The organism is Iodobacter arcticus, from assembly GCF_042664895.1.
Taxonomy (GTDB): domain Bacteria; phylum Pseudomonadota; class Gammaproteobacteria; order Burkholderiales; family Chitinibacteraceae; genus Iodobacter; species Iodobacter arcticus.
The window spans coordinates 37,192-57,390 of sequence record NZ_JBHTBQ010000031.1 but is presented as its reverse complement, the minus strand read 5'-3'; the positions used below and the strand labels follow the sequence as shown (position 1 = coordinate 57,390).

The window sequence follows — 20,199 nt, the reverse complement described above, 5'->3', positions numbered from 1 at the left end:
CACAGCGCTAATCTGCTAAAATGCAGCAAATTCATGCAATGCAATAAGTCTGAAGCAATCGCTTTTAAACATCTGTATCGCTCTCCCTACTCCGCTCTGCCCGCCCTTAATCTTTGGGCGCTTTTACCGTAAGGCTCGCCATGACCACTATTTCTACTCCCCGCAAATCTGTCGCCATTATTGGTGGTGGCCCTGCAGGCCTGATGGCCGCCGAGATTCTTAACCAAGGCGGGGTAGACGTAGATCTTTTTGATGCGATGCCATCGGTAGGACGTAAATTTTTACTAGCCGGTGTGGGCGGCTTGAATATCACTCACTCCGAAGCTGCCGCGCCATTTTTAGCGCGCTATGGCAAGCGCAGTAGCGAGTTGCAGCCTTTACTGGCAGCCTTTGGTAACGAAGCCTTGCAAGAATGGGTGCATGGGCTGGGTGTTGAAACCTTTGTAGGCAGCTCAGGCCGGGTGTTTCCAAAAGAAATGAAAGCAGCCCCCCTATTACGCGCGTGGATTTCCAGATTACGTAGCAGCGGCGTGCGCATTCATGTACGCCATCGCTGGCTGGGCTGGAATAAAGCCGGGCAAATGCGCTTTGCAACGCCAGATGGCGAAATCAGCCACAGCAGCAACGCCACCATTCTGGCTTTGGGTGGCGCAAGCTGGGCCAAGCTAGGGTCTGATGGCCTGTGGCAACCACTGCTGGCAGAAAAGGGCGTCGTCATCGAGCCTTTAAGCGCTGCTAATTGCGGCTTTGATATTGGCTGGAGCGATCACCTAAGCGAGCGCTTTGCCGGCTCACCACTGAAAGCCGTGGCCATTGAATTTAAAGGCGTGCGTAAACAAGGTGAATTTGTGCTGACTAAGGGCGGCGTGGAAGGCAGCTTGATTTACACTTTTTCAGCTGCCATCCGTGATGAAATCAAAGCCAATGGCAGTGCCGATATTCTGCTGGATCTGGCCCCAGGCAAATCACTAGAACGTGTTTTAGAAGACCTAAAACGCCCACGCGGAGCCGACTCCATGGCCAGCCATTTGCGCCGCAAATTAGGCATTGAGGGTGTGAAAGCGGGCCTGCTGCGTGAAGAAATTTCACGGAATGATTTTAACGATATGAATAAGCTTGCCGCAGCCATTAAAGGCCTGCCACTCAAACTACTCGCCGCACGCCCAATAGATGAAGCCATCAGCAGCGCAGGCGGCGTGTGCTTTGAGGCAATGAGCCCAGCACTGATGCTGGAAAAAATCCCCGGTGTATTTTGCGCAGGTGAAATGCTGGATTGGGAAGCGCCAACCGGGGGTTATCTTATTACCGCCTGTCTTGCCAGCGGTAGGCAAGCTGGTTTAGGCGCTTTAGAGTGGTTAAACGTGCGCTAAGATTTACGCTTAAGCCATGCTATGAAGGTATAGCGTGGTTTAACGTAAGATTTCATCACCCACCAATAAAGTTAGAAAGCGTTTTAATCAGCGCTCGGGCCAAGTCCCTCACTAAAACACCTAGCAACACTCTATTTTCAGAAAAAACCAGCCCATCTATAGCAAAACTCCCCCTACCTTAGCTAGTTTTTTTCAAGACAGGGCGATGCACCCGCTGTAAAAGTCAAACTCTGCTTACACATAAAACTCCGTGTAAGTAAAAAATACAGCGTATTGATGCGGCATTACTGCAAACAAACACAGCTTCCTACAAAAAATAATCCACTTCTAAGCCACCGTTTATTGACCTACTGTCAGCAAAGATAGATGCTTGGCATCTTTGTGACGCCTGCTCATCCATAGTAAATATGAACAGTAATCACAATGGTGGTGTGCAATGTCTTCCTTCCAAAAAAACCTGATGGCGTCTATCGGCTGTTTGATCACGCTAGTTATCTTATTTGCCGTGTATGTCAGCCTGCATCTCAGGGTGGATGAAGCTAATTTGCAGCGCTATCAGTCCTATTTGCTCGCCGATGAGCTGCGCCAATCTTCCGACGATTTAACCCGCTTGGCCCGCACCTATGTAGTGTCGCGCGATCCTGCTTATGAAAAGCAATATATGGATATTTTGGCGATTCGTAATGGCGAAAAAGCACGACCAGGAAACTACAACCGTATCTACTGGGACTTTGTAGCCGCCACAGGGACCGCACCAAGAGCAGACTCCGCCGTAAAACGCCCTCTATTAGAAATGATGAAAGAGCTGGGCTTTACCGATGAGGAGTTTGGCAAGCTCACTGAAGCCAAGAAAAACTCCGATGGCCTAGTGAATACCGAAGTAGAAGCGATGGGCTTAGTCAAAAAAACAGGGGAAGGCTCTGAAGAAGGCTACGCCAAGGCGCGGGCCATGATGCACGACAAGACCTACCACACCAATAAAGCCAAAATCATGCAGCCCATTGATGAGTTTTATACCCTGCTTGAGGCACGTACCGAAAAAGCTGTGCTTGATGCCAATCAGCTAGCGAGCATCGCCAAAATCACCTTTATTTTAGTCGGCCTGGCCACTCTGTTTATGCTGTGGCGCACCTTTGTAGCCTTGCGCAATACGATAGGCGGCACAGTAGAAGAAGCCAGACAACATATTTCCTATATGGCTGCCGGAGATTTTGCTCATCGCATAGAAATGAGCGGCCGTATTCCCGATAGTTTTCTGGCGCTGATGGGCGATATGCAAATCAAACTTAGCCGCATCATGCAACAAGTTTCACATGCCGCCCAGGAAATAGAACGGGGCGCAGATGCGATTGGCAATGCTTCCGATGAAGCCGAAGATTTGGTTAAAAATCAATCCGACTCGATGCTCGCCATGCGTGAAACCGTACAGCAGCTCGTGGCCAGCATTAATCAAATATCAAGCAGCGCCAACAATGCCAGCGATATGACCAAGTCTTCTAGCCATACCCTGACTCGTGGCGATCAGGTTATCCGTGAAACGGTAGACAGCATCAAAACCATCGCCGCCACCGTGCAGGAAGCCTCTGGCAGCGTAGCGATGCTCACTGGCCATGCCCAGCAAATCTCTGTGATTGTGCAAGTCATCAGAGACATTGCCGATCAAACCAATTTGCTCGCCTTAAATGCCGCCATCGAGGCAGCAAGGGCTGGCGAACAAGGGCGAGGCTTTGCCGTCGTCGCCGATGAGGTGCGAAAACTCGCTGAGCGTACCGCCAGCTCCACCCAAGAAATTACCGAAAAGGTGCGCAAAATTCAGGAAGGCACCGAATACACGGCAGTACATATGAATAATGGCGTGAACAAAGTAGAAATAGGCGTTGAGCTAGCCAGCCGCGCAGGCACAGCCATTGAAACCATACGTATCGATGCAGGAGCAATGGGAGATGTGATCAGTGATATCAGCAGTTCGCTGCACCGGCAATCACAAGAGGCAAATAAGGTGGTCGATAATATCGACCGCGTTTCACAGCTCGCCTCTGCCAGCAGCAGTGCAGTAGAAAAAGCAGCTGGCAACGCCCGCCGCCTGCGAGAGCTATCCAAAGCACTCTCTGTAGAAATGCAGCAATTTCATTTGGTTTAATGCTAAAAGAACTCTCCCCTATAACCCAATCTTATCAACTTAAGGTGAATTCGTAGGTTGGGTTAGCAGTCTGCGTGCGAGGTTTACCTCGTTCAGCGATATATCGCGTAACCCAACATTCTTTGGCACCTAAGTGTTGGATTACGCAGGGTTGCCCGCCCAAAATCGGCGAACACCCCCGCTAACCCAACCTACAAAAGCATCATTTCCCTTTGGTTTTACTTAAGTTGATAGGATTGCTACTCCACCGCCCCACCCAAAGCCTTATAAATCGCCAGCAAATTACTCGCCTGATCGAAATTATTTTGTAGCAGACTAGTTTGGGCGCTACGGCGACGAGCAGCGGCGTCTAGCCAAGGCTGAATATCTGTGGCCCCAGCCTCAAAACGAGCTTGGGCGATACCATCCAGCTTCGCCGCCAATTGCAATGATTGAGCCAACTGCTGATTTTGCTCACCGAGGCGGACTTTGGCATCCAGCGCCTGTTCGGTTTCGGCCAACGCTTTATAAAGACCCTGCCTAAAGGTAGTGAGCGATTCTTCATACTGTGTGCGGCTAATATCCAGATTCAGCTGATGCTTTTCCCAATCTAAAAAAGGCAGCGCCAAATTCAGCCCAGCAGATGCGATTGGGTTCTGAAATAGCTCGGCTAAGGCCGAGCTGCTGCTACCTAGGCTGGTGGTGAGCGAAAAGCTGGGGTAAAACGCCGCTCTAGCCACATCAATTTGCGCCAAGCTCGCCCTTAATCTGGCCTCCATCGCTTGCAAATCGGGGCGGCGGCCGAGCACTTCGCTGGGTAAACCTGCCGCAATCGCTGGTAAATCGCCCTGTGGCAAGCTGGCCCCTGCCAAGGTAAAGCTCTGCGGTGGCCGATCAAACAATAAACTCAGGCTATAGAATGCAGCTTTCCTTTGCTGCAAAAGCTGAGTGTGATTCGCTTCTTCACTCAGCAAGCTTTGCTCGGCACTCAGCGCTTCACTTTTTGCCAATGCCCCGGCCTGATTTTTAGCCTGAGCAATCGCCAACACCTGCCTTAGCTGCTGCAAATTAAGTGTGCTAGCCGCGAGCTTCTGATCCAATAAAGCGATCGTCCAATATTGGCTCGCTACCGATGTAGAGATCGATAATTTAAGCGCCTGCCTGTCGGCCTCAGTAGCAATCCGCTCTTCTCTGGCAGCCGCTCTGTCACTCGCCAAACGCCCCCACAGATCAAACTCATAGCTGGCCGTGGCCGATAGGTTGTAGCTCTGGCGATTAACCACCGGATCAAAGCTGCGATTCACACTCGCCCCGCCAACGCCACCCAAGACCGGCAAAGCCGCGTGTTCGCTGACTCCCTCTCTAAGATGCGCACGGCGTAGCCTGATGGCAGCCACAGATAAATCAGCATTGCTTTGCAAAGCATCGTCGATTAGTTGAGTCAGCGCTGCATCATGAAACGCCAGCCACCACGCGCCCTGATGCACGCTAGCCGACTGATTTTGCTCAGCCCATTGGGCTGGCACGGCGGGTAAAGGTGCATTGGGGCTGGGACTCAGCAAGGAGCCACAAGCGCTTAGAAAAACCGTTGAAAACATAGCAGATAGGATTAATTTACTTTTCATTTTTATTCTCGCGCCAAGGCTTCAATCGGGTCTAAACGCGCAGCATTGCGGGCGGGCAAAAAGCCAAAGAACACACCAATCAGGGTCGAGCAGATAAAGGCGGCGATAAAGGATCCTAGAGAGAAAATCATTTGCCAATCGGGCACAAAAAACTGCACTAAAGCGCCAATACCCAAGGAGAGCAGCACGCCAATCACGCCGCCAATCAAGCAAACCAGCACAGATTCAGTCAGAAACTGCTGCATCACATCACTTTGCCGCGCACCCACCGCCATACGAATGCCAATTTCACGCGTTCGCTCAGTAACCGACACCAACATAATATTCATCACGCCAATCCCGCCCACCACAAGGGAAATCAGCGCAATCATCGATAGCAACAGCGCCAGCATCTGGCTGGTTTGCTCGATTTTTTTAACGATGCTATCCATGTTGTAGATAAAGAAATCCTTGCTGCCATGACGCAAAGTGAGCAGCTTTTCTATGCTCTGCTCGGCGGCGGCAGACGATTGGCCGTCCTTTACCCGCACGGTGATATTGTTAAAATATTGCTGGCCAAACAGGCGATTAGCCGTAGTGGTAAATGGCAGCCAGACTTGCAAAGATTGCCCGCCGCCGCCAAAGCCACTCTTATTTTCTGCCGCCACACCAATCACGGTGGCCGGTAGATTTCCCACTAAAATCACCTGCCCCAGCGGGTCTGCCGCATTGGGGAATAATTTACGCTGGGTATTGTGATCGATCACCACCAGCTGCGATTGGGCGGCCACATCCTCACTATTAAAAAACCGCCCCAGCGCAGGCTTCAAGCCACTGACCCGAAAATAATACTCGCCCACCCCACTCACGCTGGCCCCGATATCCAAGGCGCGATGGCGCAAGCGCAAACTGGCACTGGTGCTTGGGGTTACGCTATCAATAAAAGGCATGGCTTGCAACGCGGTAATATCCCCCGGCAGCAAGGAGCGCAAACTGCCCGCCCTATCGTCTCCCCAGTCTTTACCGGGGAAAATATTCATCGTATTGCTGCCAATTTCACCAATATTTTGCAGAATCTTGCGCTTAGCCCCCTCGCCAATCGCCACAATCGACACCACAGAAGTAATGCCAATCACCACGCCCAGCATAGTAAGCAAGGTACGCATCCGGTTTGCCGACATTGCCCGCCAAGCCATATTTAAAGCGGCACCGAAGCGATCAAAGATCACTCGCAGTGACTTAACTTCCCGCCCGTGCGGCGCAATTTTGCCTTCCACCAATACTTCAACCGGCTTACTGCGATCGCTAATAATGCGGCCATCGCTAATCTCTACAATGCGCTCGGCGCAATCGGCTACTTTATGATCGTGGGTAACAATAATCACGGTGTGGCCCTGCGCGTGCAGCTCGCGCAGGATATTCATCACTTCTTCGCCGCTATGGCTATCGAGCGCGCCGGTTGGCTCGTCGGCCAGAATCACTTCGCCGCCATTCATCAAAGCGCGGGCAATACTTACCCGCTGCTGCTGACCACCGGACAGCTGGCTGGGGCGGTGCTCAAATTTATCGCTCAAACCAAGGCGGCTAAGCAACGCTTTGGCTCTATCCTGCCGCGCATCCTTAGCCAGCCCCGAATAAACCGCGGGCATTTCCACATTGCCTTGCGCCGATAAATGCGGCAATAAATGGTAGCGCTGAAAAATAAAACCAAAACGATCCCGCCGCAGCCCTGCCAGCTCGTCACTATCAAGGCCAGATACATCACGGCCATTCACCAGATAAGTGCCCGAAGTCGGCTTATCCAAGCAGCCTAAGATATTCATTAAGGTGGATTTTCCCGAGCCGGAAGCGCCCACAATCGCCACCATTTCACCGGCATGAATACACAGATTCACCTGATCCAGCACCACGGCCACATCATCACCAGCCGGAAAGCTGCGCACAATATTGGCGAGCTCTAAAAGAGGCTTACGCACGGCTAGCCTCCAACTGTTACAGACGCTTCTGATTTGCCCAAGGCCGCATCGCCTGTAACCACCAGATCGCCTTCTTTTAAGCCATCGAGCACTTGCACCTGCACATTATTGTTTAGGCCAGTTTTGACCTGTCTATCGACCGCAATGCCATCCACACCCACCACCCGCACGGTATAGCGGCCATCTTTAGCCTTGGCCCCTAAGGCAATGGTGGGAATACTTAAAACACTTTTTGCGTGCTCCAGCACAATCGCCACCTGCGCCGTCATATCCTGACGTAGCGCGTGCGTTGGATTGGGCACTTCAAACAGAGCATTATAAAAAATCGCATTATTTACTTTCTCTGGGGTTGGCTGAATCGCACGCAGCTTTCCGTAATAACGCTTATCCGGCTGCCCCAAGGTGGTGAAATACACCGCTTGGCCGGCGTGGACTTTCATCACATCCGCCTCAGAAATCTGTGCTTTAACGGTAATGGTGTCTAAATCGGCCAAGGTTAAAAGATTAGGCGCTTGCTGGGCCGCAATCACGGTCTGGCCCTCTAGCGTAGTAATCGCCGCTACTTCGCCATCAATCGGAGCAAGAATACGGGTGTAACCAAGGCGGGTTTTAAATGAATCAAGCGTGAGCTTGGCTTTTTTGATATCGGCATCGCGCTGTGCCAAATCTGATTGCAGCGTTCTTTGCTTTAAGCTCGCATCTTCTACCGCCTGCTTGGATGTGGCTTCTCGGCTCAGCATGGCGTGCTGGCGGGCCAAATCTATTTTGGCCTGCTCTAATTGCAGCAGCGTCGATTGCCTCTGCGCGAGCAATCCTTCCAAAGAAGCCTCTGCATTGAGCGCTTCGTTTTGCGCCAGCTCTGGATCAATCGTTGCCAGCAGTTGACCTTTCTTTACCCTGTCCCCCAGCTCAACGTCCAGCTTTTGCAACTGTCCGGAAACCTGCGCACCCACGTCCACTTTACGAAAAGCCTGCAAAGTGCCCGTCGCCAGCACCGCGCTTTCTAAATCAGCTTTTGCAACCTTCGCCGTGGTGTACTGAGGAGCGGCCTTACTTGGAAAGAAAATCGCTTTTACTCCCCAGCCCAGCAAAGCCAGCAGCAGCAAAACCATTGCAATCCGCAACCAAGACCAACGTTTAAACTTCCAAGCCATCGCGTTTTCTTCCAGCAAGTAGATAAAACAAGACGGCAAGCATAACATTCGATGCAATCATTCTTTGTCGTAAAAAAGTAGCACGGCTACATACTTTCACGACAAAACACCTCCATTCAGCCGTGCAAGATCAAGCTGGCCTGATCGCGCGCACTCAAGCCATAATCCCGCGTCACCGCTGCCACGCGCAGGCGATAATCTGCAGTTGGCAAAAAAACGCGGCTGGGTAGAACAAGATTTAGATAGCCGCCGCCTGCAAATCAGCCGTGCAGGACAAAGCGCCATGAAAGATTTATTTGGCATCACCGTGTAAACCCCTTACCTCTAGGCCCTCTATGTCTCTACTCAATGCCGCTCTTGCGCAAGAAATCGTCAATCGCACCATGGCGATTATCGGTAGCAACGTAAATGTAATCGATGCCTCGGGCACGATGATTGGCAGTGGCGATGCAGAGCGGCTGGGCGAGCAGCATGAAGGCGCTTTGCTGGTGTTATCTCAGCAGCGCACGGTAGAAATTGACGATGCAATGGCGCAGCAGTTGCATGGCGTGCGTCCCGGGGTGAATTTACCTTTGCGCCTTGCTGGGCAAATTGTGGGCGTGGTCGGTATCACCGGCCAGCCCGATGCGGTGCGCCACTATGGCGAGCTGGTGCGGATGACGGCTGAAATGAGCTTAGAGCAAGCAAGGCTGATTCAGGCACTAGGGCGTGACACCCGCTACCGCGAAGAGCTGGTTTTGCAGCTAATCAAAGGCGAAGCCGCGCCGCATTCAGACCTGGAAGCTTGGGCGCAGAAGTTGGGCGTAGATATCCAGCGCCCGCGCGTGGTGGCGGTGATTGAAGTAGACAGCGGCACGCTGGGTATTGATGCGGCATTGGCTGAGTTACAAGAGCTGCAAACCCTGCTGAGCACGCCAGAGCGCGATAACTTGGTTGCCACCGTTTCTTTAACCGAATTAGTAGTGCTCAAACCAGCGCTAGATCATCAAGGCCGCTGGAATCCGCAAGAGCACCGGCTGCGCGTACACGATTTACTTACACGGGTCGCCAGCAAAAGTAGGCTAGGGGTACGCATTGCGCTAGGGCAATATTTTAGCGCCGCCAATGCCGTGGCCCTGTCTTATCAAAGCGCGATCACCACTTTGCAAATAGGCAAAACACGCAAGCCGGAGCAGGCCTGCTTTTTTTATCAGGATTTAAGCTTACCGGTGCTGCTGGCCGGGTTAAATTCAGGCTGGCAAGCCGCGCAGCTGCGTATCCCGCTTAAAAACCTTGAGCGCCAAGATAGCAATGGCCAGCTGCGTAAAACATTGCAGGCATGGTTTGCCTGCGATACCCGCCCCGTAGAAACAGCGCAGTTTTTGCATATTCATCGCAACACGCTGGATTACCGCCTAAGCCGGATTGAGGCCATTACCGGCCTGAATCTCAACAAAACGGACGAGCGATTTTTACTCTATGCCGCTTTGCAAATAGGCTGAAGCCGGCATTTTACTACGGCTCGAAATGACTTCCCGAGTTTGAAAGCCGTCATCCCCGAGTGATTTTATCGGGGATCCAGCCCAGTGCTACTGGATTCCCGCCTTCGCGGGAATGACGAAAACAGGGAAGTTATTTCGGACAAAACCATTCGTTGTGATAAAGCACTTAAAACAACGCAATTACCTCGTTAATTTATAGGCATCCGCACGAAGATATGACATAGACAAGCGTTTATCCTGTTCAACATCCACTATCCGCAATACCCAGCCTGAACAGGAGTTTCAAGCGATGGAAGTCAGCACTTTAGGCGCGCTCAGTGCGCTCGTTGTTGCCATTTTTCTGATTTTACGAAAAGTGCCCCCCGCCTACGGCATGATTGTCGGCGCTTTGGTTGGCGGGATTGTTGGGGGAGTGGATTTATCCAGCACCGTCAATTTAATGATGGGCGGCGCAAAAGGAATTATCCCTGCCGTCATGCGGATTCTGGCTGCAGGGGTATTGGCGGGGGTGCTGATCGAATCGGGCGCTGCGGCCAGTATTGCCGATACCATCGTCAAAAAAGTAGGCGAAACCCGCGCGCTCTTGGCCTTAGCGATCGCCACCATGATTTTAACTGCCGTTGGCGTGTTTATTGATGTGGCGGTGATTACCGTGGCCCCAATTGCCCTCGCGATTGCGCGGCAGGCCGATCTATCCAAAATGGCGATTTTACTGGCGATGATAGGCGGCGGCAAAGCAGGCAATGTGATGTCGCCCAACCCAAATGCGATTGCGGCGGCCGATGCTTTTCATGTGCCGCTGACCTCGGTGATGGCAGCGGGGATAGTGCCAGGCTTGGTTGGCCTTGTGGTCGCCTATTTCATTGCTAAAAAGCTGGTCAATAAAGGCAGCAAAGTAGAGGCTGCCGAAGTGGTCGCTTTTGATCGCAAGACCTTGCCTTCGTTTGCCACAGCCATTGTTGCTCCACTAGTGGCGATTATTTTGCTCTCGCTTCGACCTATCTTTGGCATAGTGATCGACCCTCTGCTCGCCCTACCCCTCGGCGGCTTACTCGGTGCGCTGGCGATGGGTCGCTTTAAAGACAGCAATCAATTTGCCGTAGCGGGCTTGGGCCGCATGGCTCCGGTTGCGATTATGCTGCTGGGCACCGGTACTTTGGCAGGGATTATCGGCGCGTCCAGCCTTAAAACGGTGCTGATCGAGGCGCTGCAAAGCTCGGGCCTGCCTGCCTATATGCTGGCCCCGATATCTGGTGCGCTGATGTCGCTGGCCACCGCCTCCACCACCGCAGGCACTGTGGTTGCGTCGCAAGTATTCAACAGCACCCTGCTCGAGCTAGCCGTACCTGCCCTTGCCGGCGCCGCCATGATCCATGCAGGCTCTACCGTGTTTGATCATATGCCACACGGTAGTTTCTTCCACGCCACGGGCGGTGCGGTCAATATGAGCATCACCGAGCGGCTGAAAGTCATTCCTTACGAAACAGCGGTTGGTTTGTCGATTACGATTGTCTCTACGCTGATTTTTGGTGTGTTTAAATTTTAAGGTTTACTGATCATGAAAATCGTAATTGCCCCCGACTCCTACAAAGAAAGCCTCTCCGCGCTTGAAGTAGCCACGCAAATTGAAGCGGGTTTCAAAGAAGTACTGCCCGATGCGCAATATATAAAAGTGCCGGTGGCTGATGGCGGCGAAGGCACGGTGGAAGCGATGGTCGCTGCCACGGGTGGGCGGATTATTCTGCACACCGTCACCGGCCCGCTGGGTGAATGCGTGCCGGCATTCTTTGGCCTATCTGGCGACGGCCATACGGCGATTATCGAAATGGCGGCGGCCAGCGGCTTAAGCCTCGTGCCACCCGCATTACGCAACCCCTTGCTCACCACCAGCTACGGCACCGGCGAACTAATTCTGGCGGCGCTAGACCATGGAGCAAGGCATATTATTCTGGGCATAGGTGGCAGCGCGACGGTCGATGGCGGCGTGGGCATGATCCAGGCTTTAGGCGGGCGATTTTTAAACACGGCAGGTAAACCGCTGGCTTTTGGCGGCGCAGATCTGACCCAACTCGCACACATTGACCTTAGCGCCATTGATAAACGCATTGAGGATTGCAAATTTGAAGTGGCTTGCGATGTAGATAACCCGCTCATTGGCGAGCAAGGTGCAGCCGCCATCTTTGGCCCGCAAAAAGGCGCCACGCCTGAAATGGTCGCCCTGCTCGATGCTGGTCTTGCCCATTACGCCAAGCAAATCAATCAGGACTTAGGCATTGAAGTGGCACACGCCAAGGGCGCTGGTGCGGCAGGTGGAATGGGCGCGGCGGCTCTGGCTTTTTTAAATGCCAGCCTGCGCCCCGGCGTAGAAATCGTACTGGAATCCGTGCAATTTGCCGCTCTGTTGCAAGGCGCCGATTTAGTGATTACTGGCGAGGGCCGCATGGATAGCCAAACTATCCACGGCAAAACGCCGATGGGCGTGGCACAAATGGCCAAGGTATTTAATATCCCCGTTATCGGAATTGCAGGCTGCCTCAGCCCCGATGTAGGCGTGGTGCATCAGCAGGGCATTGAGGCCGTATTCAGCGTGCTTAACCGCGCAGTATCGATTGAAGAAGCACTGGCTGATGCCGCAGAAAATGTAAGGCTCTGTGCCAGAAACATCGCAGCCATCATTAAGCTGGCGCAAAGTTTACCTAAGTGATCACCACCAACACCCAGTAGAAACACTAATGCCGTTCACTTAAGCGGTTTTGTTTGAGTTCCCCCCTTTGTAAAGGGGGGCTAGGGGGGATTTGCAGTTGATGTTGGGCTTAAAATAAGCAAAAAACTCAAGGCAAATCCCCCTCAATCCCCCTTTTTCTAAGGGGGAAGCAAAACCAATACCTTAAGTGAACGGCATTACAGTAGAAACACCATGTTTTTAATGAATTTGATATTTCAAGATTTGGGTTTTGCCGCGTAACATCTCTTGTCATTACTATCAAAAAACCCTTAATCAGCACAAAAATCCAGTTTTCACACCCACGTAAATCAGTCTGCGCTTTCAATACGCCCGCTAGCTTGTTAGCATTGCAGCTTTTACTGGCGAGAATCCCCATGCCTAAGTTCTTGTTTTGGCTAGCGCTTGCAATCAGCAGCCATAGTTATGCCGCTCGTAGCCTACCCAACCAAGGCCTGTTGGGAGATCTAGAAGCCGCTGCACTGCCTGAAGTCAAAATTGATGGCAAGCTCTACCGCACCGCACCGGGACTTAGAATCTACGGCATCAATAATGCCTTGATTATGCAAAATCAAACCCCACAAAAAGCATCGATCTGGTATCAGTTCGAAGCCACTTCCGGCAATATCTGGCGAATTTGGCTGCTAAGCAATGATGAAGTAGCCACTTTAAAAGCGCGTCCGAAAGCGATCATTACAGAATAACTGGCATGACTCGTAGGGCGGGTGAAACCCGCGAGCAATACGGAGAAGTGCATGGGTTTCGCCCCAGTTCTATCAATTTACAGGGAATTTGTAGGTTGGGTTAGCGGTCTGCGTGCGAGGTTTACCTCGTTCAGCGATATATCGCGTAACCCAACATTCTTTTGCTCCTAAATGTTGGGTTACGCGATATACCCCCCCTAATCGGCGGATAAACCAGCTAACCCAACCTACAAAATCAAAAAAGCACTAAAGAATACGATTCGTATCAGTGAACTTGATGTAAAACTTAACACGCAGAGCACGCAATAATGAGTAAGAAAGTATTTATTAAGACCTTCGGTTGCCAGATGAACGAATACGATTCGGACAAAATGGCTGACGTACTGCACGCATCCGAAGGCTTAACTCAGACCGACAATGTCGAAGAAGCCGATGTGATTTTGTTTAACACCTGTAGCGTGCGCGAAAAAGCGCAGGAAAAAGTCTTCTCAGATCTTGGCCGTGTGCGAGAGCTCAAGCTTAAAAATCCTAATCTATTGATTGGTGTAGGTGGCTGTGTGGCCTCGCAAGAAGGCGCGGCCATTGTAAAACGTGCGCCCTATGTAGATATGGTATTTGGCCCGCAAACTCTGCACCGCCTGCCTGAGCTAATCGCTCAGCGCCGCAGCAGCGGTATTTCTCAGGTGGATATTTCTTTCCCTGAGATCGAAAAATTCGACAATATGCCCCCAGCGCGCGTCGAAGGTGCCACGGCTTTTGTATCGATCATGGAAGGTTGCAGCAAGTATTGCTCGTTCTGCGTGGTGCCTTATACACGCGGCACCGAATTTAGCCGCCCGTTTGAAGAAGTGCTGGCCGAAGTAGCTGGCCTTGCCGCGCAAGGTGTTAAAGAAATCACCCTGCTGGGGCAAAACGTCAACGCCTATCGCGGGGCTGTTGAAGAAGGGGAAGACGGCGAAATTGCCGACTTTGCTACCTTACTCGAATACGTGCACGAGATTCCCGGCATCGAGCGCATGCGCTATACCACTAGCCATCCGCGTGAAATGACGCAGCGAATTGTGGATTGCTATCGCACCCTGCCCAAACTCGTCTCACACCTACATTTGCCGGTGCAAGCTGGATCGGACCGCGTACTGGTGAATATGAAACGCGGTTACACCACGCTGGAATTCAAATCGCTGGTGCGCAAACTTAAAGATGCCCGCCCCGATATTTGCCTTAGCTCTGACTTTATTGTGGGTTTTCCTGGCGAAACCGAAGACGATTTTGAACGCACCATGAAGCTGATTAACGATGTGGGCTTTGATGCCTCGTTCAGCTTTGTTTACAGCCGTCGCCCCGGCACGCCTGCTGCCGATTTACCGGACGATGTGCCTGAAGAGCTAAAACTCACTCGCCTCAGACGCCTGCAAACGCGTATCGACGAGCTGGCGCTAAACGTAAACAAAAACATGATCGGCAGCGTACAACGCGTGCTGGTAGAAGGCATGGCGCGTAAAAATCCTGAGCTGCAAGAGCTAGCAGGCCGCACGGATAACAACCGCATCGTCAACTTCGCCGGCAATCCACGCCTGATCAATCAGTTTGTAGAAGTGCTGATTACTGAAACCTTTCCGCATAGTCTGAAGGGCGAGATTGTTGTGAAGTAAGCCCTGCCCGCCATTTTTTCTTATTTAAACATACGGCGGGTTTCACCCCAATCCTATCAACTTAGATGAAATGTATTTCGTAGGGCGAGTAAAACCCACGAGCCATGCTGAAAAATACGCGGGTTTCACCCGCCCTACGATGATTTAATACTTGTAATTATGCAAAACGGTGCGCAAGACAAACCACTTACACACCCTATACAAAACCAGACTTTGACCACTTTTGACTTTAATTTGATAGGGTTGGGCTTCACCCGCCCTACAATGACTTTTCAGATATTAATTACCGCGTGTCATCAACGCGCCCGCCAAAAGTATTAGGATGTAGTCCTACAAGCCTTACCCTAATACGCATTACCCAAGGAAAACACCATGCTATCGCCAAAAGATGCTGAACTTTTTGCCGTACTAAGCGACGACGACCTCGACCTATTGGCCGATTTTTTAGAATCTGATGCGGCCCCGGAACAAGCAATGGATTTATCTATGCTGCATGGTTTTTTAACTGCGCAACTGATTGGCCCAGAAGAAATCGCTGCAGATAAATGGTTTGCTCAAGTTTGGGGCGAAAATGGCGAACGCCCGAAATTTGCTTCTGTAGCCGAGCAAGAGAAAATAGAAGGCCTGATTCTGCGTCTATATAACCAGCTGATGGACGAGCTGGCTGACGCTGAAAACGCATTTAGCCCGATTGTGTATGTGGACGAAGAGAGCGGCCAAGATATCTCGCAGCAATGGTGCTATGGCTTTACGCTGGGTACATCGATGAACCCAGATGCTTGGCAAGAAATGATGGACGACGAAGAATACGCCCAGCTTGTCTACCCGATTCTGGTTTGCGCCGACGACGAAGGCCGTGCCAATCTGGAAAGCGACGGACAAGATATGGCCGAATTCGAGCACGAAGTCGCCGCGTCCTTGGTCGATATCATCCCGGAAATCCGCACCTTCTGGCTAGAACGCCGCGAAGTGCCAAAGCATATGCACTAAACCTTGTTCTGATTCCAAGATAAAAACCTAAAATCTGTAGACACAGAGCTAAAAAAGCGGAGCACACAGAGAAACCCTTAGATTTTCAAGTTTTTCTCTGTGTGCTCTGTGTTCTCACTGGTCTCTGTAGATTTGTGTCCTTTTGAGAGTCTCTTTTGAATAGCCAAATCATCCATTTCACGCCTGTTGATAATCGTCGCCTTGCCAATCTTTGTGGCGCTCTTGACGAAAACTTAAAGCAAATCGAAACCGCGCTCGATATCACCATCGTCAGGCGCAATGAGCAGTTTCGTGTGAGCGGCAGCGCCAAAAATTTGCAGCAAGGCATTACCCTGCTGGAGCACTTTTACGCCATGGCCGAACAGCCGCTAGAGCGGGATGATTTACAGCTATCGATTATCGAACACACGCAAAACACAGCACCAGCTTATGTCGAAGAAAACACCACGCCGCTGCGCACCAAGCGCCATGATTTGCGCGGCAGAACGCCCCGCCAAACTGTCTATATCAAAGCAATTCAAGATCACGATATTACTTTTGGCATTGGCCCAGCAGGCACAGGCAAAACTTATCTGGCCGTAGCCTGTGCAGTTGATTCTTTAGAGCGCGATCTGGTTAAACGCTTGGTCTTGGTTCGCCCCGCCGTAGAAGCAGGTGAAAAACTCGGCTTTTTGCCTGGCGATTTAGTACAGAAAATCGACCCTTATCTGCGGCCGCTCTACGATGCACTGTATGACTTAATGGGCTTTGATAAAGTCACCAAGCTGTTTGAAAAAGGCATTATCGAAGTCGCCCCGCTGGCCTTTATGCGTGGCAGAACCTTAAACAACAGCTTTATTATTCTGGACGAAGCACAAAACAGCTCGCCAGAACAAATGATGATGTTTCTAACCCGCATCGGCTTTGGCTCTAAGGCCGTTGTCACCGGGGACCCAACGCAAATCGATCTGCCCAAGCATCAAAAATCAGGCTTGAACGACGCACAAGAGGTACTCGTCGATATCAAAGGCATCGCCCTGCACCATTTCACCAGCGAAGACGTGGTTCGCCATCCGCTAGTGCAAAAAATCGTCAACGCCTACGCAAAGAAAACACAAGAACGTGAAGCGGCATCGGCAACACGCAAAAGATAGCATCTGGTTTTCTCAAAACCTAAGATCTGTAGACACAGAGAACACTAAGTTTAAAAGTAGAACACGGAGAAAACCTTTGGCGTAAATACGCCAATGCCATGCGCGTCGTCTTAGCGCATTATCAACTTAGCAATAAGCCATGGCACGCCCGCAATGACAAGCATTGAATCATCGTAGGGCGGGTGCAACCCGCGTATTTTTCAGCATCGCTCACGGGTTGCACCCGCCCTACAAAAAACATTTCACTTAAGTTGATAGGATGGGGTTTCACGCGCCACAAGACCATTCGATACTTACAAGTACTTAGCACGATCAGCCGCTAGCCCACCCTAATAACGCATTACCTTGGGCAAAATAGCGGAAATTAAGCATAAATTACAACAATTAGCTTGATACAAGCACAGCAAGACAATATGACAGGATGATTTGCTGTTAAATACAGAAGATCAAAGTTTCTTGTCAGCTTGTAGACAATCTGATCAATCCCCCCTCTCTGACCTTGCAAACCTTGATCCGAAGCAAAACGTCGCGTTCTCGGAATCAGCTTGAGTTGAGTAAAACTGCGCGCTCAAGAATATTTAAACAAAAACCTAATTTGGAGAATATTTCTAATGCAAAAGTTTAAGCAGCACCATGCCACCCCTCGCCAACTTTCACTAGCCGTTCTTGCCAGCCTAGCCCTGAGCTTGCCCGCTTGGGCCGACAACACAGCCTTGCCCAAAGCGGGGCAATACAATGCCAACAACAAGCTGTTTGAGCGCACCCTAGTCATTTCAGAAAATGGCCAGTTTTCGCTAGAAGTTCTAGGCAAGTCAGCCGAAACCAGTAGCCGTTCTGGATCAGGCGAAGGCAAACTCAAAGTTGTGAGTGATGGCTGGCATTTCAGTGAAGGTAATTGTCAGATGAACTTGAGCCCGGCCAAAGATGGCTTATTGATGCGGGTAGAGGGTTGCGCAGGCAAATGGGGCGATGTAATGTTCAATGGTCACTATCAATATAAAAGTGGCAATGGCAGCGCCACATCAATGCCTGCAGCCAGCGCCAAACATTTCCTCAATCCTGATTTAGCAAAAGCCCTCAATTGCCAAAGCGTGGAATTTAACGATGCTGGGGTGGCCAAATGGTTGGCACAGATGGCCAATTTGCCGCTAAATCAGGTTTGGGGCAAAGAACTAAAAGTAGCAGCGGGCTATACCTTCCAAGGCTTGCCGGTGCAATCTGCGATATTGTTTGAAAGTGAAACACCTTTTCTAGCCATGCTGGTAGACGCAGACAAGACGACGTTGACAGCCGCGGTCAAAAAATCCAAGCCGCAAAAAAATGGTGGCGTGGCCCGTTTGCGCAAAAATGGCGAGTTGTCGACAGAAGGTTTTGCAGGCAAGGGAGCCGAGGCTCTATACGTAAGTTGTGCCACCCGTAAAATCGTGTTGCCCGAAGGCTGATCTGAAATAATAAGCAACAGGATCAGCCGATTTCCGCTGTTCACAAATCCGAATCAAACCAGCATCGCCAAATATTTAAGCAACAACATTTACAAAGATCACTTATGAACCAACGTTTAGAAATCTGCCATCAAATAGAAAGCGCCGCCACCGGCCTACCTAGCACAGAACAATTCCAAGCTTGGGCGGAGGCCGCGCTGCTGCCTGATGTGGCCACAGCAGAAATCACATTCAGAATTGTCGACACAGAAGAAGGCCAGCAACTAAACCGCGATTACCGTGGCAAAGATTACGCCACCAATGTGCTGACTTTTACCTTTGATGAAGACATGCCCGATATTGCTGGCCTGCCGCTGCTTGGCGATATTGTGTTCTGTGCGCAGGTGGTAGAAAAAGAAGCGCTGGAGCAAAACATCAGCCTGATCGATCACTATGCCCATCTCACCATTCACGGCGTGCTGCACTTGCAAGGCTATGATCATCTTGAAGAAGATGAGGCCATCGCCATGGAAACGCTGGAAACCCAGCTATTGGCAAGCTTAGGCATTAGCGATCCATATTCGGAAGAGAAGTAAAGCTTACAAAGGGAGGCTTGTTTACCAAGCGAAAGTACACGCCTTCCCTTGCCAAAAGAGTGTACGCAAGAGCCTCACTACAACAATCCCAATATCACCAACACCGCTGTAACCCAAAAAGCACGATCTTCCGGTATCATTCGGGCATCTTTATCATTGGATCTTTACGCCACAATGGATGATTCCCCTTCGGTATCTCCGAACTCGAACTCCCCCAAGTCATCATGGCTTGAACGCTTGACCCACTTTTTATTACGAGAGCCTGAAGATCGAGGCCAGCTTGTAGAAATTCTCCACTCTGCTTTTGAGCGCCAGCTGCTGGATGCTGATGCCTTAGGTATGATCGAAGGCGTGCTCAATGTAGGTGATATGCAGGTGCGCGATGTGATGGTACCTCGCAGCCAAATGGACATCATCGATATCAATGATGCGCCCGCCAAATTTATTCCCTATGTGATCGAAACCGCCCACTCGCGCTTTCCTGTGGTCGATGGCAGCAAAGACAAAGTGCTTGGTGTGTTGCTAGCCAAAGACCTGCTGCGCTATTACGCCAGCGATGAGGAATTTGACGTGCGCGATATGCTGCGCCCTGCGGTGTATATCCCAGAAGCCAAACGCCTGAATGTGTTGCTTAAAGACTTCCGTAATAATCGTAATCATATGGCGATTGTGGTCGATGAATATGGCGGCGTAGCGGGCTTGGTGACGATTGAAGACGTGATGGAGCAAATTGTTGGCGATATCGAAGACGAATTCGATTACGACGAAGCCGAAGACAATATCATTCCAGATCGACGTGGCAATTGGCGCGTAAAAGGCCTCACCGAGATTGACGATTTAAACGAAGAAATCGGCTCCGTGTTCTCTGATCAAGAATTTGATACCGTGGCAGGCTTAATCACTCAGCACTTTGGCCATCTGCCAAAACGCGGCGAGATTGTGGCTTTCGACGGCTATCGCTTCCAGATCCTGCGCGCAGACAGCCGCCGGATTTATTCTGTATTGATAGAGAAATTAGCAGATACACCTGCTGAAGAATAAGACGTAGGGCGGGTAAAACCCGCGAGCCATGCTGAAAAATACGCGGGTTGCACCTGCCCTAAGGCACCATGTTTTACTCTCCTTGAAACCATATAGTAACTACACAAGTCTTTGTACTTGTTCCCCCCTTTGAAAAAGGGGGGCTAGGGGGGATTTAGAATTGCATATTTTGATCAAAAGGCACCAAACAAAGCTACACCAAAGCAAATCCCCCTCAATCCCCCTTTGATAAAGGG

Annotated in this window: 15 protein-coding genes; 12 read left to right on the top strand and 3 right to left on the bottom strand. The window is 51.0% G+C overall.

The window, feature by feature from the left end; genetic code table 11:
• Positions 1 to 140 precede the first annotated feature (140 nt).
• Complete coding sequence (locus ACFQNF_RS14035; protein ID WP_380188565.1) at positions 141 to 1,370, top strand: TIGR03862 family flavoprotein; 1,230 nt, start codon at positions 141 to 143, stop codon at positions 1,368 to 1,370.
• Positions 1,371 to 1,806: 436 nt separating this feature from the next.
• Positions 1,807 to 3,510, top strand: coding sequence for a methyl-accepting chemotaxis protein (locus ACFQNF_RS14030; protein ID WP_380188564.1), 1,704 nt, complete (start codon positions 1,807 to 1,809; stop codon positions 3,508 to 3,510).
• A 239-nt stretch (positions 3,511 to 3,749) separates the two neighbouring features.
• Here ACFQNF_RS14030 and ACFQNF_RS14025 read toward each other — a convergent pair whose 3' ends face one another.
• Genes ACFQNF_RS14025 through macA form a run of 3 tightly spaced genes read right to left on the bottom strand, consistent with a single transcriptional unit; the run spans position 3,750 to position 8,271 of the window.
• On the bottom strand, positions 3,750 to 5,114 hold the full coding sequence (locus ACFQNF_RS14025) for an efflux transporter outer membrane subunit (RefSeq protein WP_380188563.1): 1,365 nt from the start codon (positions 5,112 to 5,114) through the stop codon (positions 3,750 to 3,752).
• Between the two features lie 2 nt (positions 5,115 to 5,116).
• The gene (gene macB, locus ACFQNF_RS14020) at positions 5,117 to 7,069 is read right to left on the bottom strand and encodes a macrolide ABC transporter ATP-binding protein/permease MacB (protein ID WP_380188562.1); all 1,953 of its coding nucleotides are present in this window, start codon (positions 7,067 to 7,069) and stop codon (positions 5,117 to 5,119) included.
• 2 nt (positions 7,070 to 7,071) lie between these two features.
• A complete protein-coding gene (gene macA, locus ACFQNF_RS14015) occupies positions 7,072 to 8,271 on the bottom strand; it encodes a macrolide transporter subunit MacA (protein WP_380188561.1) in 1,200 nt (399 codons plus the stop codon).
• Positions 8,272 to 8,558: 287 nt separating this feature from the next.
• Here macA and ACFQNF_RS14010 point away from each other — a divergent pair, with 287 nt between their 5' ends.
• The 10 genes from ACFQNF_RS14010 to ACFQNF_RS13965 all read left to right on the top strand — a co-directional run bounded on the left by ACFQNF_RS14010 (position 8,559) and on the right by ACFQNF_RS13965 (position 19,963).
• Positions 8,559 to 9,704 carry a sugar diacid recognition domain-containing protein gene (locus tag ACFQNF_RS14010; RefSeq protein WP_380188560.1) on the top strand — a complete coding sequence of 382 codons (1,146 nt, stop codon included), beginning with the start codon at positions 8,559 to 8,561 and terminating at the stop codon, positions 9,702 to 9,704.
• A gap of 289 nt (positions 9,705 to 9,993) precedes the next feature.
• Positions 9,994 to 11,250: a GntP family permease gene (locus ACFQNF_RS14005; RefSeq protein ID WP_380188559.1), complete on the top strand. Its 1,257-nt coding sequence runs from the start codon at positions 9,994 to 9,996 to the stop codon at positions 11,248 to 11,250.
• A 12-nt stretch (positions 11,251 to 11,262) separates the two neighbouring features.
• The gene (locus ACFQNF_RS14000; protein WP_380188558.1) at positions 11,263 to 12,408 is read left to right on the top strand and encodes a glycerate kinase; all 1,146 of its coding nucleotides are present in this window, start codon (positions 11,263 to 11,265) and stop codon (positions 12,406 to 12,408) included.
• A 395-nt stretch (positions 12,409 to 12,803) separates the two neighbouring features.
• Entirely contained in the window at positions 12,804 to 13,130 is a 327-nt protein-coding gene (locus ACFQNF_RS13995) for a hypothetical protein (RefSeq protein ID WP_380188557.1), read from the top strand.
• 308 nt (positions 13,131 to 13,438) lie between these two features.
• On the top strand, positions 13,439 to 14,782 hold the full coding sequence (gene miaB / locus ACFQNF_RS13990) for a tRNA (N6-isopentenyl adenosine(37)-C2)-methylthiotransferase MiaB (RefSeq protein WP_380188556.1): 1,344 nt from the start codon (positions 13,439 to 13,441) through the stop codon (positions 14,780 to 14,782).
• Between the two features lie 372 nt (positions 14,783 to 15,154).
• Positions 15,155 to 15,772: a UPF0149 family protein gene (locus tag ACFQNF_RS13985; RefSeq protein WP_380188555.1), complete on the top strand. Its 618-nt coding sequence runs from the start codon at positions 15,155 to 15,157 to the stop codon at positions 15,770 to 15,772.
• Between the two features lie 155 nt (positions 15,773 to 15,927).
• On the top strand, positions 15,928 to 16,905 hold the full coding sequence (locus ACFQNF_RS13980; protein ID WP_380188554.1) for a PhoH family protein: 978 nt from the start codon (positions 15,928 to 15,930) through the stop codon (positions 16,903 to 16,905).
• A 611-nt stretch (positions 16,906 to 17,516) separates the two neighbouring features.
• Entirely contained in the window at positions 17,517 to 18,347 is an 831-nt protein-coding gene (locus ACFQNF_RS13975) for a hypothetical protein (protein WP_380188553.1), read from the top strand.
• 104 nt (positions 18,348 to 18,451) lie between these two features.
• Complete coding sequence (gene ybeY, locus ACFQNF_RS13970) at positions 18,452 to 18,922, top strand: rRNA maturation RNase YbeY (RefSeq protein ID WP_380188552.1); 471 nt, start codon at positions 18,452 to 18,454, stop codon at positions 18,920 to 18,922.
• A gap of 237 nt (positions 18,923 to 19,159) precedes the next feature.
• Positions 19,160 to 19,963: an HlyC/CorC family transporter gene (locus ACFQNF_RS13965; RefSeq protein WP_465262216.1), complete on the top strand. Its 804-nt coding sequence runs from the start codon at positions 19,160 to 19,162 to the stop codon at positions 19,961 to 19,963.
• Positions 19,964 to 20,199: the final 236 nt, after the last annotated feature.

Coding starts and splice junctions, on each gene's coding strand:
- ACFQNF_RS14035 (WP_380188565.1), top strand. CDS start 141: ATGACCACTATTTCTACTCCCCGCAAATCTGTCGCCATTATTGGTGGT.
- ACFQNF_RS14030 (WP_380188564.1), top strand. CDS start 1,807: ATGTCTTCCTTCCAAAAAAACCTGATGGCGTCTATCGGCTGTTTGATC.
- ACFQNF_RS14025 (WP_380188563.1), bottom strand. CDS start 5,114: ATGAAAAGTAAATTAATCCTATCTGCTATGTTTTCAACGGTTTTTCTA.
- macA (WP_380188561.1), bottom strand. CDS start 8,271: ATGTTATGCTTGCCGTCTTGTTTTATCTACTTGCTGGAAGAAAACGCG.
- ACFQNF_RS14010 (WP_380188560.1), top strand. CDS start 8,559: ATGTCTCTACTCAATGCCGCTCTTGCGCAAGAAATCGTCAATCGCACC.
- ACFQNF_RS14005 (WP_380188559.1), top strand. CDS start 9,994: ATGGAAGTCAGCACTTTAGGCGCGCTCAGTGCGCTCGTTGTTGCCATT.
- ACFQNF_RS14000 (WP_380188558.1), top strand. CDS start 11,263: ATGAAAATCGTAATTGCCCCCGACTCCTACAAAGAAAGCCTCTCCGCG.
- ACFQNF_RS13995 (WP_380188557.1), top strand. CDS start 12,804: ATGCCTAAGTTCTTGTTTTGGCTAGCGCTTGCAATCAGCAGCCATAGT.
- miaB (WP_380188556.1), top strand. CDS start 13,439: ATGAGTAAGAAAGTATTTATTAAGACCTTCGGTTGCCAGATGAACGAA.
- ACFQNF_RS13985 (WP_380188555.1), top strand. CDS start 15,155: ATGCTATCGCCAAAAGATGCTGAACTTTTTGCCGTACTAAGCGACGAC.
- ACFQNF_RS13975 (WP_380188553.1), top strand. CDS start 17,517: ATGCAAAAGTTTAAGCAGCACCATGCCACCCCTCGCCAACTTTCACTA.
- ybeY (WP_380188552.1), top strand. CDS start 18,452: ATGAACCAACGTTTAGAAATCTGCCATCAAATAGAAAGCGCCGCCACC.